This is a genomic window from Conexibacter sp. JCM 18997 (assembly GCF_055391915.1).
This window is the reverse complement of record NZ_AP043885.1, coordinates 3,665,610-3,681,368: the sequence shown is the minus strand read 5'-3', so window position 1 is coordinate 3,681,368 and position 15,759 is coordinate 3,665,610. Positions and strand designations below refer to the sequence as shown.

The following is a 15,759-nucleotide window of genomic DNA, read 5'->3' as shown; positions in this document are numbered from 1 at the left end:
TCGGCCGCTCGATGCGGCGCGATCGCGTTCCACCGGAATGCAGGGCGTCGGGCCGATGCGATATGTGATGCACCAATGCCACGGATCGCCCTCCTCCTCGCCCTGGCCGCCATCGTTCTGGCCGGCTGCGGCACCAGCGATCCGGACCCCTCCGCGAGCGCCTCGGCCGGCTACCTGCCGGTGCCCGACGTCGTTGGTCTGGACGCGCGCGACGCGGCCGAGCAGGTGCGCAACAAGCTGATGGACCCGGTCTTCCGCAACCGCCCCGACCGCACGTCGCTGGGCGACTGCACGGTGGCCGAGCAGACGCCGACCTCGGAGGAGTGGGGCTCCCAGCACGACGAGGTCACGCTGCAGCTGACCTGCGCGCACAGCGCGGCGTCCAGCTCGCCCAAGCGCCCGACCACCACCGACGCTCCGAGCGCTCCGAGCGCCCCGACGACCACCACCGAGAGCGACGCCGCCACCACGCCGACCGTGCCCGCGGACCCCGAGGGCTTCGACGCCGCCTACGCGGCCGGCTTCGCCAAGGGCTGCCGGCAGCTGTTCGCCGCCACGCCCGACGGCCAGCTGTTCGCCTCCAACCAGGCCTACACCGCCGACGACTGCGCCGCGCTGGCCCCGACCGACCTGAGCACGGTGGCCGACCTGCCCACCGAGCGGACCACCAAGAGCGGCACCAAGGCGGGCAAGCGCGACGGCTGCCTGGCCCTGTTCGAGGCCGAGAACGTCAACGGCTTCGGGGCCGGCTCGCTGGTCGTGACCCGCGGCGACTGCCCGACGGCGTAGGCCGCAACTCCGTCGGCCCGACCGTGCTTGAGCGGTCGTGGGCCGTTTGGAAGATCTCGCCCAGCCGTTCAGACCGCGGGGCACCCGGTCGATACTCCGGGGCGTGCGCCGGGGGCTCGTGGTGATCGGGATGCTGGCCGCTGTGTTCGCGGCGGCTGCGCCGGCCCATGCCGCCAAGGTCGGGCTGCGCACCCTGATTCCCGGGGCCAAGGGCTCCGACGTGCGCACCGTCCAGGTGCTGCTGCGCCGCGTGGTGGCCGAGCGCATCACCGTCGACGGCATCTACGGCCCGCAGACCACGCGTGCGGCGCTGCAGTTCGAGACGGCCAACGCGCTGGGCATGAACGGCCGCCTGACCCGCGGCGAGCAGAACCTCCTGCGCCACTTCTCCGACGAGACGCTGGCCGAGCGGCGCACCGCCGCCGCCCTGCCGACGACGGCCGAGTCGGCCCCCGAGCCGACCGCGGCCCCCGTCCCGACCGTGACGCCGGCCGCCGCGCCAGCGGCCCCGACCGCGACCGCCACGCTGAACCCCGACGGCACCGCGACGGCGCCGGTGGGCGCCCCGCCGGTGGTCGCCGCGATCATCGCCGCCGGCAACCAGATCGCCTCGACGCCCTACCGCTACGGCGGCGGCCATCGCGACTGGGTCGACACCGGCTACGACTGCTCCGGCTCGGTCTCCTACGCGCTGCACGGCGCCGGGCTGCTGACCGCCTCGGCCCCGTCGGGCGCGTTCATGACCTGGGGCGACGCGGGTCCGGGCACGTGGGTGACGATCTACGCCCACGGAAGCCACATGTACATGGTCGTCGCCGGCCTGCGCTTCGACACCTCCGGCGCCAAGCCGTCGCGCTGGCAGACCGCTCCGCGCTCGGCCGCGGGCTTCACGGTCCGCCACCCGCCCGGGCTCTAACCCGGCGCGATCGTCCGCAGCCCGGCCAGGCGCGCCACCGCACCCTGTCGCTCGTCGTAGGTGACGAACCCGTCCAGTGGTGACAGGTCGACAGCCGCGATCAGATGGATCGCGTCCAGCGAACGCAGTGCTGGCTCGTCGATCGCTCCTGCCGTCAGCGGTCAGAGCGCAGCTCGTCGAGCGCGCGGCTGAGCGCTCGGACGTCTGCGTCGAGGTGCAGCGGCTCGGGCAGACCCACGCGCGCTGGGCGGGCCACCCGGCCTTCGGCGACCAGGCGATCCAGGTCCGCTCCGGTCGATCCGGTTTATCTGACCTTGAGATCCGGGGAGACCGCGCCATGGCCATCGACGCGCCCTCCGGGGTCTTCGCCTCCAAGCCGGTCGAGCAGCTCGTCGAGGAGGCCGACAACGAGCACGGCCTGAAGCGGGCGGTCGGCGCGCTCGACCTGACCGCGCTGGGCATCGGCGCGGTGATCGGCACCGGCATCTTCGTGATCATCGGCGAGGCGATCGGCGACTCCGGTCCGGCGATCGTCCTGTCGTTCGTGCTGGCCGGGCTGACCTGCATGTTCAGCGCGCTGTCCTACGCCGAGCTGGCCTCGGCGATCCCGGTCTCCGGCTCGGCCTACAGCTACTCCTACGCGACGATGGGCGAGCTGATCGCCTGGATCATCGGCTGGGACCTGATCATCGAGTACGGGTTCTCGGTGGCCACGATCGCCGTCGGCTGGGGCGGGTACCTGCAGGACCTGCTCAGCTCACTGTTCGGCGTCAACCTGCCGGACGCGATCGCCTCGCCGCCGGGCGACGGGGGGACGGTCAACCTGACCGCGGCGTTCCTCGTCGCCGCCGTCACGCTGCTGCTCGTGGTCGGCGTGCGCGAGAGCGCGCGGGCCAACACGTTCATGGTCGTCTTCAAGATCGTCGTGCTGCTGTTCTTCGTGGCCGTCGGCATCAGCGCGTTCAACGGCAGCCACTTCTCCGACTTCGCGCCCAACGGCTTCGACGGGATCGCCAACGCGGCCGCGCTGATCTTCTTCGCCTACATCGGCTTCGACGCGATCTCCACCGCGGGCGGTGAGGCCAAGAAGCCGGGCCGCGACCTGCCGATCGCCATCCTGGCCGCGTTGGGCATCGCCACGCTGCTCTACATCCTGGTCGCGCTGGCCGCCGTCGGCCTGGCCCCGGTCGACAAGCTGGCCGGCTCCGACGCCCCGCTGACCACGGCGATCCGCGCCTCCGGCGTCGGGGCCTGGGCGGGCGACCTGCTGTCGGCCGGCGCGCTGGTGGCGATCACCTCGGTCGTGCTGACGATCCTCTACGGCCAGACGCGGATCTTCTTCACGATGTCCCAGGACGGCCTGGTCCCCTCGTGGTTCGCCAAGCTGACCAGCCGCCGCACGCCGGCGCGCATCACGCTGATGTTCGGCGGGCTGATCACGGTCATGGCCGCGTTCGTCCCGCTCAGCGCGCTGGCCGAGCTGGTCAACATCGGCACGCTGTTCGCGTTCGTGCTGGTCAACATCGGGGTGATCGTGCTGCGCCGCACCAAGCCCGACCTGGAGCGTCGTTTCCGCACGCCGCTGGTGCCGCTGGTGCCGATCATCGGCGTGCTGCTGTGCGTGTACCTGATGACCAAGCTCGAGGCCGCGACCTGGTGGCGGTTCGGCATCTGGATGCTCGTCGGCCTGGTCGTCTACTTCGCCTACGGGCGGCGCCATTCGCGCCTGCGCCACCCCGCGGAGACCTGAGCCCGGGCGCGAAATTCGAGGCTTTTAGGTTCCACGTGGCATGCTGCTTCGTCTTGACGGCGAAGGAGACCACATGAAGGTGATCGGCGCGGGCCTTCCGCGGACCGCAACGACCACGCAGATGATCGCGTTCGAGATGCTGGGCCTGGGGCCTTGCTACCACATGCGCGACCTGATGGCCGACCTGGACGGTCAGCTCGGTTACTGGGAGTCGGCGATCGACGGCAACGGCAGCTGGGAGGCCGTCTTCGACGGGTATCAGTCCGTGGCCGACTGGCCGGGCTCGTACCACTGGCGCGAGCTGATGGACGTCTATCCCGACGCCAAGGTGCTGCTCAGCGTGCGCGACGGCGTCTCGTGGGAGCGCTCGATGCGCGACACGATCTGGCCGATGTACCACGCCGACACGCTCCTGCACCACATGTCCCGGGCCCGCTACCACGTGGATCCGCTGTGGCGCCGCTGGGTCGACCTGATGGTCAGCATGACCTGGACCGGCGAGGCGCCGTTCGCCGGCTCCTACGGTGACAGCCATCAGATGATCGACGCGATGGAGCGCTGGAACGACGAGGTCATGAGCACCGTGCCCGCCGACCGCCTGCTGGTGTGGCGGCCGGAGGAGGGCTGGGAGCCGCTGTGCGCGTTCCTCGAGGTGCCCGTGCCCGACGAGCCGCTGCCCAACGTCAACGACACGCGGATGTTCCGCGACGGCATCGTCGCGGGTGCGCTCCAGGCGATTCAGGCGTGGCACGACGCAGAGACCGCCCCCAAGCCGGCGGCCTGACGCGCCGCGGGGCGTTCGCCGTCGGCGGCGCGGGTGCGCTGGCGGCGGCGCTGGGTGGTTGGGGCTGCGGTGACCGGGACGACGATCCGGACCTGGCCCGCGCGCAGGACCCACCCAACGTCCTGCTGATCGTCACCGACTCGACCCGCGCCGACTACGTCGGCGCCTACAACCCCAACGCGCTGGCGCGCACGCCGAGCATCGACGCCCTGGCCCGCGAGTCGCTGCGCTTCACCCACGCGGTGCCCGAGGCGATGCCCACCGGGCTGGTCCGGCGCGCGCTGCTCAGCGGCGTGCGCACGTTCCCGATGCGCGACTGGACCGCGACCGAGCACCTGCCGCCCACGCCGGGCTGGTCGGGCATCCCGTCCTGGCATCCGCTGCTCACGCGCGTGCTCGGCGACGCCGGGGTGACGACCGGCTACGCGACCGACAACCCGTTCCTGGTCGGACCCGTCTACGAGGAGTTCCGGCGCACGCTGGACCTGTCGGCCGCGGTGCTCTCGCAGGCCTCCTACCGCGACTACAACACGCCGTTCACGCGCCCGGCCGCGCGCAGCGCGATCGAGCGCTACCTGCTGCCCGAGCTGTCGGACACCGTCGAGGTCAACCGGCTGCGCAGCTACGTGGGCTGGAACAGCCTGTACCGGACCAGCACGCGCCGCTACTCGTCGGCCCGCGTGATGGCCTCGGGCATGGCGATGCTCGACGAGATGCGCGACCGCCAGCCGTTCTTCCTCGGCGTCGACGCCTTCGACCCGCACGAGCCCTTCGATCCGCCCGAGTCGGAGTACGTCGAGCTGTTCGGCCGCGAGCGCAAGGGCATCGAGAAGCAGGGCATCGAGCCGATCCAGCCGTTCAACACGCCGGCCAGCTACGTCGACAAGCTGGGCATCGACGAGGACACGATCGAGGTCGTGCGCCAGCTGTACGCGGCCGAGCTGACCTTCACGGACGCGTGGATCGGCCGGTTGCTCAACCACCTCGACAGCCTGGGCCTGGCCGACAACACGCTCGTCTTCTACCTGTCGGACCACGGCGTGATGCTGGGCGAGCACAACGTGCTGGGCAAGGCGGCGGCGATGCCGTTCCGCCCGATCTACCAGGTGCCGTTCCTGATCCGCGACCCCGAGGGGCGCCGGGCCGGGGACACGAGCGACTACTTCGCCTCCACCCACGACGTGCCCCGCACGATCCTGTCGGCCATGGGGATGCGCATCCCGGGGGCCATGGACGGCGAGGACCTGTCGGTCCTGCTGCGCGACGCCAATCCCGCGCCCCGGCCGATCTTCACCTCGTGCTATCAGGACACGTGGATCGCCGGCGACGGGCGCTGGCTGCTGCTGGGCCCCGACAGCGGCGAGACGATCGAGCTGTACGACGGCGAGACCGACCCCGACCAGCTCGTCGACGTCGCCCACCGCCATCCCGAGAAGGTCAAGGAGCTGTGGCAGGCGCTGGTCGACGCGGCCGGCGGCACGCTGCCGGTGTTCGGGCACGGCCAGGTGATCGGCGGCTGATGCGCGACTCCGGCCGCCTCAACCGACGCGGGCTGCTCGGGGCCGGGCTGGTCGGCGCGGCGGCGCTGTCGGGCCTGGCGCCGGCCGCGGGCGAGGCGGCCGAGGACGTCGCCGACAGCGGGCCGTTGGCGCCCGGCGAGCGGCCCAACGTGCTGGTCGTGGTGATGGACCGGATGCGGGCCGACGCCGTCGGCGCCTACGACGACGACGGCCGGACGCCGGCGTTGGACAAGCTGGCCGACCACGCGCTGCGCTTCGAGCGGGTGATCCCCGAGGGCCTGCCCGCGGTGCCCGTGCGCCGGGCGCTGCTGACCGGCATGCGCAGCTACCCGTTCCGCGACTGGCGCGCGGTGGAGGGCGTGCCGGCCATCCCCGGGTGGAACCCGATCTGGCCCGGTCAGCCGCTGCTGCCCGAGCGCCTGGCCGCCGACGGCCTCAACGCGGTGCTGATCAGCGACGACCCGCTGCTGGGCGGCGACCGCATCGAGCCCTACCTGCGCCGCACCACCGCGGTGCCCTCGCTGGAGGGCTGCGACACCGCCGACGCCGATCCGTGCGGCGCCTGCCTGAACTGCCTGAGCGCCGACACCGACCGCGTGCCCGGCTACCTGGTGCCGCTGAAGGCCGGGCTGCGCGCCGCCACCGATCCGACCGAGCGGGTCATGACCAAGGCGATCGCCGAGCTGGACCAGCTGCGCTCCCAGCAGCCGTTCTTCCTGGCCGTCGACGTGTTCGACCCCGCGACCGTCGCCGCGCCGCCGGTGGCCTTCGTCGACGGCGAGCGCACGGTCAGCGACGTGTTCACGCCGGGGCGCCTGGACCTGTGGCGCCGCGTCGACGTGACGGTCAGCGACGACACCGCCCGCGAGGTGCGCCGCCGCTATCGCGACCAGCAGACCGCCAACGACCGGCAGCTGGGCCGGCTGCTGGACCGTCTGGACGAGCTCGGGCTGACCGAGCGCACCTTCGTGATCGTCATCAGCGACGGCGCGGTGGCGCTGGGCGAGCACGGTGTGTGGGGCTATCCGGAGGGCGTCGGCATGCACGAGCCGTTCGAGGTGCCGTTCCTGATGCGCGACCCGCGCGGGCGGCGCAGCGGCGACAGCAGCGACTACCTGGCCACCACCCACGACGTCGCGCCGACCGTGCTCAGCCGCCTCGGCCTGGGCCGGCCGGGGCGCATGGAGGGCGAGGACCTGACCGCGCTGCTGGACGACGAGGACCCGCCGGCGCGCTCGGTCTTCACCACGCTGATCGGCACGACCGTCCTGTCGGGCGACGACGACGACTACATCCTGGTGGCCGACATCGAGGCGCAGACGCGGCAGGTGTTCGACGACGACGGCGACGACGAGACGTCGGGCGAGGGCAGCCGGCTGGAGCACCTGTGGTCCCAGGCGCTGATCGCCGCCGGCGGCACGATGCCCGAGTTCGGCGACGACGCCCCGCTGCGGCCGGGCTACACGGCCGACGACCAAGAGCAGCTGCGCGACCTGGGCAAGGACCGTGCCGACACCGACTGACGCCCCCGCGGAGCTGCCGGCCCGCAAGCAGCGCAACCCGCCGCCGGAGTGGCTCTACGCGCACCGCCGGACGATCTTCGGCGTGATGCTCGTCGCCTGGGTGATGACGATGCTCGACGCGTCGATCGTCAACATCGCGATCCCCGACCTGCAGAACGAGCTCGACACCGACGTGTCGACCGCGACCTGGGTGATCAACGCCTACAACCTGGCCTTCGCGGTGCTGCTGGTGCCGATGGGCAAGCTGGCCGACCAGTTCGGCCGGCGGCGCATGTTCGTGGCGGGGATGGCGGTCTTCACGCTGGCCTCGGCGCTGTGCGCGGCGTCGCCGACGATCGGCACGCTGATCGTCGCGCGGGCGATCCAGGGCGTCGGCGCGGGCATGCTGGCGCCGCTGGGCTTCTCGATGGCCGTGCTCGTGTTCCCGCCCGCGCGGCGTGGGTTCGCGCTGACCTTGATCGCCGGCGCCGCGCTCGTGGCCAACGCCTCGGGCCCGCTGCTGGGCGGCACGCTGATCCAGCTGCTGGGCTGGCCGGCGATCTTCCTGGTCAACGTCCCGATCGGGATCGTCGTGATCGTCCTGGCCCGGCGCTGGTGGCCGGAGACGGTCGACCCGCGCGCGTTCGGCCAGAAGGTCGACTGGCTGGGCATGGTCCTGCTGGCCGGCGGGGTGTGCGCGCTCGTGCTGACCCTCAACCAGGGCAACCGTCAGGGCTGGGGGAGCCTCAACGTCCTGTGGATGGCTCAGCTGACGGTGCTGCTGGCCGCCGGCTTCTGGGCCTCGCAGCGCTTCGGCCGCGCGCCGATGCTGCCCCGCGACCTGGCCGCCAACCGCGTCTTCCGCACCGCCAACCTGGCCATGCTGCTGTTCGGCGCCGCGCTGCTCGGGGCGCTGCTGATGCTGTCGCTGGTGTTCGTCGACCTGTGGGGCTACTCGCCGATCGAGGCCGGCCTGGCGCTCACGCCGGTGCCGCTGGCCGGCTTCCTGACCTGGCCGATCGCCGCGCGCAACGCCGGCAAGGTGCCCGCGCGCACGCTGGCCGTGCCCGCGCTGGCCGCGGTGGCCGTCGGCCTGCTGTGGCTGTCGGGTCTGCGCGCCGTGGCCGACGGCCCGGGGGACTACCTGCTGCTGCTGCCCGGCCTGCTGCTGGTCGGCGGCGGGATGGGCGTCGCCTTCCCCACGCTCAACGTCGGCGCGATGAGCGCGGTCCCGCCCGCGGGCTCCGGGGTCGCCTCGGGGATCCTCAACACGTCACGCCAGCTGGGCGGCGCGCTGGGCGTGGCCATCCTCGTCGCGGTGGTCGTCGCGGTCGCGTCGATGGGGCTGGACTCGATGCACGACGACGTCCACGACATCGCCCGCGACTACGCGATCAGCGAGCAGTCGGTCGACGCCACGGCGGGCAGCTACCTGGCCGGCTTCAGCGGCGCCGGTGATCGCCGGCACGACCTGATGGGCTACGACCAGCGGATCGCCGATCGGGCCGCCGTGACCGCGCGCGACGGGTTCGCGTGGGCCTTCCGCGTGGGCGCGCTGGCCGTGCTCGGCGCGCTGCTGCTGGCTCGGCGGCTGGGACCGCCGAAGCCGAAGGAGGAGCCTCAGGCCAGCGAGTCGAGCGCGTCGACGACGCGCTCGGCCGCCTTGCCGTCGCCGTAGGGCTGCGGGTGCTCGTCGGGCAGCGGGCGGTCCAGCGCGGCCACCGCGGCGGCGGCGTCCAGGTCGACGAGCACGTTCCAGCCCGAGTCGACGGTCTCGACCCACTCGGTCGTGTCGCGCATCGTCACGCAGCGCGTGCGGGCCAGGAAGGCCTCCTTCTGCACGCCGCCCGAGTCGGTCAGCGCGGCGTGCGCGTGCACGAGCAGCGCGGTGAAGTCCAGGTAGCCCAGCGGCGGGGTCAGCGTGACCTTGGCGGCCAGCTCGTCCAGCCAGCCCGCCTCGGTCAGCCGGGCGCGCGTGCGCGGGTGCAGCGGCAGCACGAGCGGATAGGGCACGGCCAGCAGCAGGTCCACGAGCCGGCGCAGGCGCGCGGGGTCGTCGACGTTGGCGGCCCGGTGCGTGGTGCAGATCACGTAGCCGTCGGGCTGCAGGCCGTACTGCTCCAGCAGCGCGGTGTTCTCGCGCGCCTTGGGCCGGAACAGGTCGGCCACGTCGACCATCACGTCGCCGACGTAGACGATCCGCCCGCGCGGGTGCTCGCGCTCGAGGTTGGCCTGCGCGGTGCGCGACGGCACCAGCAGCAGGTCGCTGAGCGCGTCGGTCAGCACGCGGTTCTGCTCCTCGGGCATGGCCCAGTCCCACGAGCGCATCCCGGCCTCCACGTGCGCGACGGGGATGCCGGCCTGGACGGCGGCGATCCCGCCGGTCAGCGTGGAGTTCGTGTCGCCGTAGACCAGCACCACGTCGGGGCGCTGCTCGGCCACCAGCGGACCGAGCGCCGCGAGCTGCTTGGCCGTCTGCTCGGTGTTGGAGCCGCCGCCCAGCCCGAGCTGGATCTCCGGCTTGGGCACGCCCAGCTCGCGCTCGAAGATCGTCGACAGCTCGTCGTCGAAGTGCTGGCCGGTGTGCACCAGCACCTCCTCGTGGCGGGCGCGCAGGACGCGCGAGACCGCCGCCGCCTTGACGGACTGGGGGCGGTTGCCCAGGACGGTGAGGACGCGCATCGCGTCGGTCAGACCGCGGCGCCGGTGAAGGCGCGCACGGCCTCGGTCACCTCGACGGCCTGCTCGGCCGTCAGCACCGCGCTCATCGGGATGGCCAGGTGGGTGCGGGCGACCTCGGTGGTGGCGGGCAGCTCCACGCCGGCGCCGAACGCGGCCATCGCGGGCTGGAGGTGGATCGGCACGCGGTAGTAGGCCTTCTGGCCGATGCCGGCGTCCTTCAGCGCGGAGGCCAGCTCGTCGGCGCGGTCGTGCTTGATCACGTACAGGTGCCAGGCGGGGTCGGCGCCGTCGGTGCGGACCGGCAGCGCGGCCACGTCACCCAGACCGGCGGCCTCGTAGTGGCGCCCGGCGGCGCGGCGCCCGTCGGCCCAGCCGTCCAGCTCGGGGAGCAGCACGCGCAGGATCGCCGCCTGCAGCTCGTCCAGGCGCGAGTTGTAGCCCACGTGCTCGAAGGTCGTCTTGTCGTAGGAGCCGTGGAAGCGCAGCATCTTCGCGCGCTCGGCGACCTCGGGATCGTTGGTGGTGATCGCGCCGCCGTCGCCGAAGGCGCCGAGGTTCTTGGACGGGAAGAAGCTCCAGGTGGCCGCCGTGCCCAGCGACCCCGGTCGGCCGCCCGCGTAGGTCGAGCCCGCGGCCTGGGCGGCGTCCTCGAGGACCGGGACGCCGAGCGCCTCGATCTCGGCCACCGGCGCGATGTTGCCGAACAGGTGGACGACCATGACCGCCTTGGTGCGCGGCGTCATGACCGCCTTGACCGTCTCGGCGGTGACGCAGAACGTGTCGGGGTCGATGTCGCAGAACACCGGCGTGGCACCGGTCGGCGGGATCGCCTCGGCCGACGCGTAGAACGTGAACGACGGGACGATCACCTCGTCGCCGGGGCCCACGCCCATCGCCCGCAGCGCGATCGTCAGCGCGTCGGTGCCGTTGCCGACGCCGATCGCCTGGCTCGCGCCGCAGTAGGCGGCGAACTCCTGCTCGAAGGCGGTGACGTTGGGCCCGAGGATGAAGCGCTTGTCGTCGACCACCTGCGTGATCGTCTCCAGCAGGCGGTCGCGCAGGGGCTCCAGGGGGGTGGAGGTGTCGAACAAGGGGACGCTCATAGCTGGCGCAAACCCTAGTGTCCGAGCCGTGAGCGACGTCCTCGACAGCCGCGAGGCGGGGCCTGCCGCTCTGCGCGGGAGCGCCCTGCGCAGCGGGGCGTACTTCATCGGGATCGCGCTGTCGGTGGCCTCGACGCCGCTGCTCATCCGCCACCTGGGCGTGGCCGAGTACGGGCGCTACGTGACGATCGCCTCGCTGATGAACCTCGTCGCCGGCGTGACCGAGGCGGGGCTCAACGCGATCGCGCTGCGCGAGTACTCCACGCTGGACGGCCAGGCCCGCCGGTCGGCGATGCGGGCGCTGATGGGCCTGCGCTACACGCTGTCGATCACCGGCGTGCTGATCGGCCTGGCCTTCGCGCTGGTGGCGGGCTACGACTCGCCGCTGGTCATCGGCGCGATCGGCGCCGGCGTGGCGATCTTCTTCCAGGCCGTCCAGCAGCTGGTGGCCACGCCGCTGCAGTGCGAGCTGCGCTTCGGCTGGCTGGCGATCCTGTCGCTGGCCGGCCAGGCGATGCAGGTCGTGGGCATCGTGATCCTGGTGCTGGCCGGCGCGGGGCTGGTGCCCTTCCTGTGGCTGGGCGTGCCGCTGTGCATCCTGATGCTGATCGCCACCGTCGCGCTGGTCGGGCGCAAGATGCCGCTGACCCCGTCGCTGCGCTGGGCCGAGGTGTGGCCGCTGCTGCGCGACACGCTGCCCTACACCGTCGCGGTCGCCCTCAACGTCGTCTACTTCCGGGTGACGATCCTGGTGATGTCGCTGGAGGCCTCCGAGCTGCAGACCGGCTACTTCGCCACCTCGTTCCGCGTCGTCGAGGTGCTGCTGGGGATCCCCGCGCTGGTCATCGGCGCGGCCTATCCGATCCTGGCCCGGGCCGAGCGCGACGACGACGACCGCTTCGTCTACGCGATGCGGCGGATCCTCGAGCTGTCGCTGATCCTGGGCACGTGGATGGCCATGTGCGTGGTGGTCGGCGCGCAGGTGGCGATCGACGTGCTGGCCGGCTCGGAGGGTCAGCCGGCTGTCGACGTGCTGCGCATCCAGGGCATCACGCTCGTCTCGACGGGCATCGCGGTGGCCTGCGGCTACGGGCTGCTGACCCTGCGCCGCTACCGGGCGATGCTGTGGATCAACGCGGCGGCGCTGGTCGGCTCGGTGGCGCTGACGCTGGCGCTGGTCGATCCGCTCGGCGCCCAGGGCGCGGCGGTGGCCACGGTGGGCGCCGAGACCGTGCTGGCCATCGGGGTGCTGTTCGCGCTGCTGCGCTACCGCCCGGGCCTGGTCGGCGGGATCACCGGTGCGCCGCTGATCGTCGGCCTGGGCGCGGTGGGCGTGGCCGCGGGCTGGCTCACCGGGGTGCCGGCCATCCCCGGGCTGGTGATCGCCAACGTCGTGTTCGTCGGCGGGCTGGTGGTCCTACGCCGCTTCCCGCCCGAGGTGCGCGACGTCCTGCGCCGGCGCGCGTGAGACCGAGCGCAGCCAGATGACCAGGGCGGTGGCGGGCAGCGCGGCGGCGAACAGCGCGACGGCGCTCCAGCCGCCCGCGTCGTACAGCCAGCCGGCCAGCGCGCTGCAGATCGCGCCCGACAGGAAGATCGAGCTCATGAACACCGTGTTGACGCGGGCGCGGGCGTCGGGGCGCAGGCCGTAGATCTCCTGCTGGCTGAGCACCTGGTGGCCCTGCACGGCGAGGTCCAGCGCGACGGCGGCGACCGCGAGCAGGAGCAGGCTGGAGCCCGCGGTGGCGGCCAGCACGAGCGCGCCGACGGCGACGACCAGGGCGATGCCGCTGGCGGTGCGGCCGTGACCGCGGTCCCCGAGGCGGCCGGCCACCGGCGCGGCCAGGGCGCCCGCGGCGCCGACCAGCGCGAAGAGCCCCACGCCGGCCTGCGACAGGCCGTGGTGGTCGGTGAGCTCGAAGGCGATCGCCGTCCAGAAGGCGGTGAACGCGCCGAACATCAGGGCCTGCGTGGCCGCCCGGCGGCGCAGCGCCGGCTCCTGGCGGGCGATCGTGACGATCGAGCGCAGCAGGGTGCCGTAGGGCTCGGGCTCGGCGGGGACGCGGCGGGGCAGCGTCCGGGCCAGCACGACGGAGACGCCGATCATGGCCACGGCGGAGATCGCGTACACGGCCTGCCAGCCGAACTGGGCGGCCACCAGGCTGGACAGCGTGCGGGCCAGCAGGATGCCCAGCAGCAGGCCGGTCATCACGCGCCCGACGAACTGCCCGCGCTGCTCCGGCGGCGCCAGGTGGGCGGCCAGCGGGATCAGGATCTGGGCGACCACCGAGGTGATGCCCACGAGCGCGGCCAGCGCGATGAACACGCCGAAGCTGGGGGCGAAGGCGGCGCCGGCCAGGGCCAGCGCGGTGAGGATCAGCAGGCGCGAGGCCAGCGCGCGGTTCTCCAGCAGGTCGCCGAGCGGCAGCAGCAGCGCCAGGCCGAGCGCGTAGCCCAGCTGGGTGACGGTCACGACGAGCGCCGCGGTGCCCTCGCTGACGGCGAACGCGTCGGCGATGGAGCCGAGCAGCGGCTGCGCGTAGTAGAGATTGGCCACCGTCAGGCCACAGGCGATCGCCAGCACGATGGTGATCAGTCGGAGTCGGCGGTCGTCCATGGCTTCGGGCATATAATGAACGTAGCGTTTCGAAATTACAATCCCCCGTCCAGGTGACCGATCGCACAGATGACCACGCGCCCCGCCGGGGGCGCCCCCGCAGCGAGAAGACGCGCGCCGCGATCGTCGGCGCCGCGCGCGACCTGCTGGCCGAGGGCGGGATGACCGGCGCCACGATGGAGGCGATCGCCGCGCGGGCCGGCTGCAGCAAGGCGACGATCTACAAGTGGTGGCCGTCGCGCGCGGCCGTGCTGCTCGAGGGCCTGTTCGACCTGACGCGCGCGACGATCGCGATCCCCGAGGGCGCCAGCACCGAGGAGGCGCTGCGCGGGCACCTGAGCGCGACGGTGGAGATCTTCCGCGACGGCGCCGCCGGTCCGCTGCTGCGCACGCTGGCCGGTGAGGCGGTGTCGGACCCGGCGGTCGCCGCCGCCCTGCGCGACCAGTGGATCGGGCCTCGGCGGCTCGTCTCGCTGAAGATCCTCGGCGATGCCGTGGCCTCGGGCGAGCTGCGCGCCGACACCGATCTGGAGGCGGCCTCCGACCAGCTGTTCGGGCCGATCTACCACCGCCTCGTCTTCGGCCACGCCCCGCTGGAGGACGAGCTGCCCGGCCGTCTGGTCGACCAGCTGCTGCGCGGCCTGCGCGCCCCGTAGGGTTCCACGGCTCCATGGCCACCGTCGACGTCGTCATCGTCACCTTCGACACGCGCGAGATCACGCTCGACTGCGCGTCGCGGATCGCCGAGCGCCAGGCCCGGGTGATCGTCGTCGACAACGGCTCGACCGACGGGACCGCGGAGGCCTTCGAGGCGCGTGGCGTGACCGTCGTGCGCTTCGGCGAGGGCGTCGGGTTCGCCCAGGCCTGCAACGCCGGGGCCGCGGTGGGCGACAGCCCGCTGGTGCTCTTCCTCAACTCCGACGTGCTCGCTCGGCCGGGCGCGCTGGACGTGCTGTTGGGCGCGCTGGACGGACGGGTCGACGCGGTCGCCGCCGGCGGCCGGCTCGTCGACCCCGGCACCGACGACACGCAGCCCGCCTACGCGCCACAGCGCTATCCGGGACTGCGCACGCTCGTCGCGCGCGTCACCGGGCTGGAGGCCTTCGGCGGCGGGGACGTGGATCCGGCGCTGCTGGCCGAGCGGGGGACGATCGAGTGCGAGCAGCCCGCGGGTGCCTGCCTGCTGGTCCGCCGCGACGTGTTCCAGGCGATCGGCGGCTTCGACGAGCACTTCTGGTTCTGGTACGAGGACGTGGACCTGGCCCGGCGGCTGCACGAGCGCGGCGTCCTGCTGCACGTGGGTGGCGCGATCTTCGAGCACCTTGGCGGCGGCACGTTCGCGGCCTGGGGGCGCGAACGCGGGCTGCGCTCACGGCTGCTGGGCATCCAGCGGTATGCCGTCGTGCACCTGGATGGGCCGTCGCGCTTCGTGCTCGGGGCCGCGCTGGCGCTGTCGGGGCTCGGGCGTGTGGTCGCGTTCCGCGTGTTGGGGCGCGAGGCGCTCGCGGGCGCGTGGCGCGAGGGTGCGGGGCGGGGCGTGGCCTTGATGCGCTCGGCGTTCTAGGGCGGGGACGGCGGGCAGCGAAGGAGAGCGAGCGCGGGGGCGACGCCGCTCTCCACGACGACCGTTGTCGGCCTTGCGTCGCCATGCGACGCCAACCTGACAACGGTCCGGGCGGAGAGTGCGGACGTGCCAAGACCCGCGGCGGTGTGCGGCGCGCGAACGGCCCCTCGCGCCTTCGGTGCCTGCCGTTCAGCCCGCCGCGGGCGTGCGGGGCCGGGCGGAGCGTGGCCTTGGTGCGCCGCGGCGTTCTGCAGCGGGTACGGCGGGCAACGAAGGAGAGCGAGCGGCACCGGCGACGCCGCCCGCCGAGCGAAGTGGCACGTCCCCGCTCTCCACGACGACCGTTGTCGGCCTTGCGTCGCCATGCGACGCCAACCCGACAACGGTCCGGGCGGAGCGGGTGAACGTGCCAAGACCCGCGGCGGTCTGCGGCGCGCGAACGGCCCTCGCGCCCTCGGTGCCTGCCGTTCAGCCCGCCGCGGCGTGCGGGGCCGGGCGGAGCGTGGTCTTGGTGCGCCGCGGCGTTCTGGAG

13 protein-coding genes are annotated in these 15,759 nt (G+C 73.1%); 10 read left to right on the top strand and 3 right to left on the bottom strand.

From position 1 onward, the window contains the following. Positions 1-75: 75 nt before the first annotated feature. The 7 genes from ACZ5UI_RS18560 to ACZ5UI_RS18530 all read left to right on the top strand — a co-directional run bounded on the left by ACZ5UI_RS18560 (position 76) and on the right by ACZ5UI_RS18530 (position 8,939). Positions 76-789 (top strand): PASTA domain-containing protein, encoded by a 714-nt coding sequence (locus tag ACZ5UI_RS18560; RefSeq protein WP_464189646.1) that lies wholly within the window; start codon positions 76-78, stop codon positions 787-789. A gap of 103 nt (positions 790-892) precedes the next feature. Then, positions 893-1,705 carry a hypothetical protein gene (locus ACZ5UI_RS18555; RefSeq protein WP_464189644.1) on the top strand — a complete coding sequence of 271 codons (813 nt, stop codon included), beginning with the start codon at positions 893-895 and terminating at the stop codon, positions 1,703-1,705. 337 nt (positions 1,706-2,042) lie between these two features. After that, positions 2,043-3,455: an amino acid permease gene (locus ACZ5UI_RS18550; protein WP_464197844.1), complete on the top strand. Its 1,413-nt coding sequence runs from the start codon at positions 2,043-2,045 to the stop codon at positions 3,453-3,455. A gap of 40 nt (positions 3,456-3,495) precedes the next feature. Continuing rightward, positions 3,496-4,239 (top strand): sulfotransferase family protein, encoded by a 744-nt coding sequence (locus ACZ5UI_RS18545; protein WP_464189642.1) that lies wholly within the window; start codon positions 3,496-3,498, stop codon positions 4,237-4,239. Beyond that, positions 4,200-5,759 (top strand): sulfatase family protein, encoded by a 1,560-nt coding sequence (locus ACZ5UI_RS18540; protein ID WP_464189640.1) that lies wholly within the window; start codon positions 4,200-4,202, stop codon positions 5,757-5,759. The genes ACZ5UI_RS18545 and ACZ5UI_RS18540 overlap by 40 nt, the downstream gene beginning before the upstream one ends. Then, complete coding sequence (locus tag ACZ5UI_RS18535) at positions 5,759-7,282, top strand: sulfatase-like hydrolase/transferase (protein ID WP_464189638.1); 1,524 nt, start codon at positions 5,759-5,761, stop codon at positions 7,280-7,282. The genes ACZ5UI_RS18540 and ACZ5UI_RS18535 overlap by 1 nt, the downstream gene beginning before the upstream one ends. Beyond that, the gene (locus ACZ5UI_RS18530; protein WP_464189636.1) at positions 7,266-8,939 is read left to right on the top strand and encodes an MFS transporter; all 1,674 of its coding nucleotides are present in this window, start codon (positions 7,266-7,268) and stop codon (positions 8,937-8,939) included. Before ACZ5UI_RS18535 ends, ACZ5UI_RS18530 begins: the two co-directional genes overlap by 17 nt. Here ACZ5UI_RS18530 and wecB read toward each other — a convergent pair. Together wecB and ACZ5UI_RS18520 are read right to left on the bottom strand one after the other, a co-directional pair. Next, a complete protein-coding gene (gene wecB, locus ACZ5UI_RS18525; RefSeq protein WP_464189634.1) occupies positions 8,882-9,943 on the bottom strand; it encodes a non-hydrolyzing UDP-N-acetylglucosamine 2-epimerase in 1,062 nt (353 codons plus the stop codon). The two genes, ACZ5UI_RS18530 and wecB, sit on opposite strands and share 58 nt — an antisense overlap. 8 nt (positions 9,944-9,951) lie before the next feature. Further along, positions 9,952-11,046, bottom strand: a complete 1,095-nt coding sequence (locus ACZ5UI_RS18520; protein ID WP_464189631.1) for a DegT/DnrJ/EryC1/StrS family aminotransferase — start codon at positions 11,044-11,046, stop codon at positions 9,952-9,954. Between the two features lie 28 nt (positions 11,047-11,074). On the opposite strand from ACZ5UI_RS18520, the gene ACZ5UI_RS18515 reads away from it, so the two are divergent. Continuing rightward, positions 11,075-12,514: an oligosaccharide flippase family protein gene (locus ACZ5UI_RS18515; protein ID WP_464189629.1), complete on the top strand. Its 1,440-nt coding sequence runs from the start codon at positions 11,075-11,077 to the stop codon at positions 12,512-12,514. On the opposite strand, the gene ACZ5UI_RS18510 is transcribed toward ACZ5UI_RS18515, so the two are convergent. Continuing rightward, positions 12,464-13,675 (bottom strand): MFS transporter, encoded by a 1,212-nt coding sequence (locus ACZ5UI_RS18510; protein WP_464189627.1) that lies wholly within the window; start codon positions 13,673-13,675, stop codon positions 12,464-12,466. The genes ACZ5UI_RS18515 and ACZ5UI_RS18510 overlap by 51 nt on opposite strands. Before the next feature lie 41 nt (positions 13,676-13,716). Here ACZ5UI_RS18510 and ACZ5UI_RS18505 point away from each other — a divergent pair, with 41 nt between their 5' ends. Both ACZ5UI_RS18505 and ACZ5UI_RS18500 read left to right on the top strand, forming a co-directional pair. Continuing rightward, the gene (locus tag ACZ5UI_RS18505; protein ID WP_464189625.1) at positions 13,717-14,319 is read left to right on the top strand and encodes a TetR/AcrR family transcriptional regulator; all 603 of its coding nucleotides are present in this window, start codon (positions 13,717-13,719) and stop codon (positions 14,317-14,319) included. 14 nt (positions 14,320-14,333) lie between these two features. Continuing rightward, positions 14,334-15,227, top strand: coding sequence for a glycosyltransferase family 2 protein (locus ACZ5UI_RS18500; RefSeq protein WP_464189623.1), 894 nt, complete (start codon positions 14,334-14,336; stop codon positions 15,225-15,227). Positions 15,228-15,759: the final 532 nt, after the last annotated feature.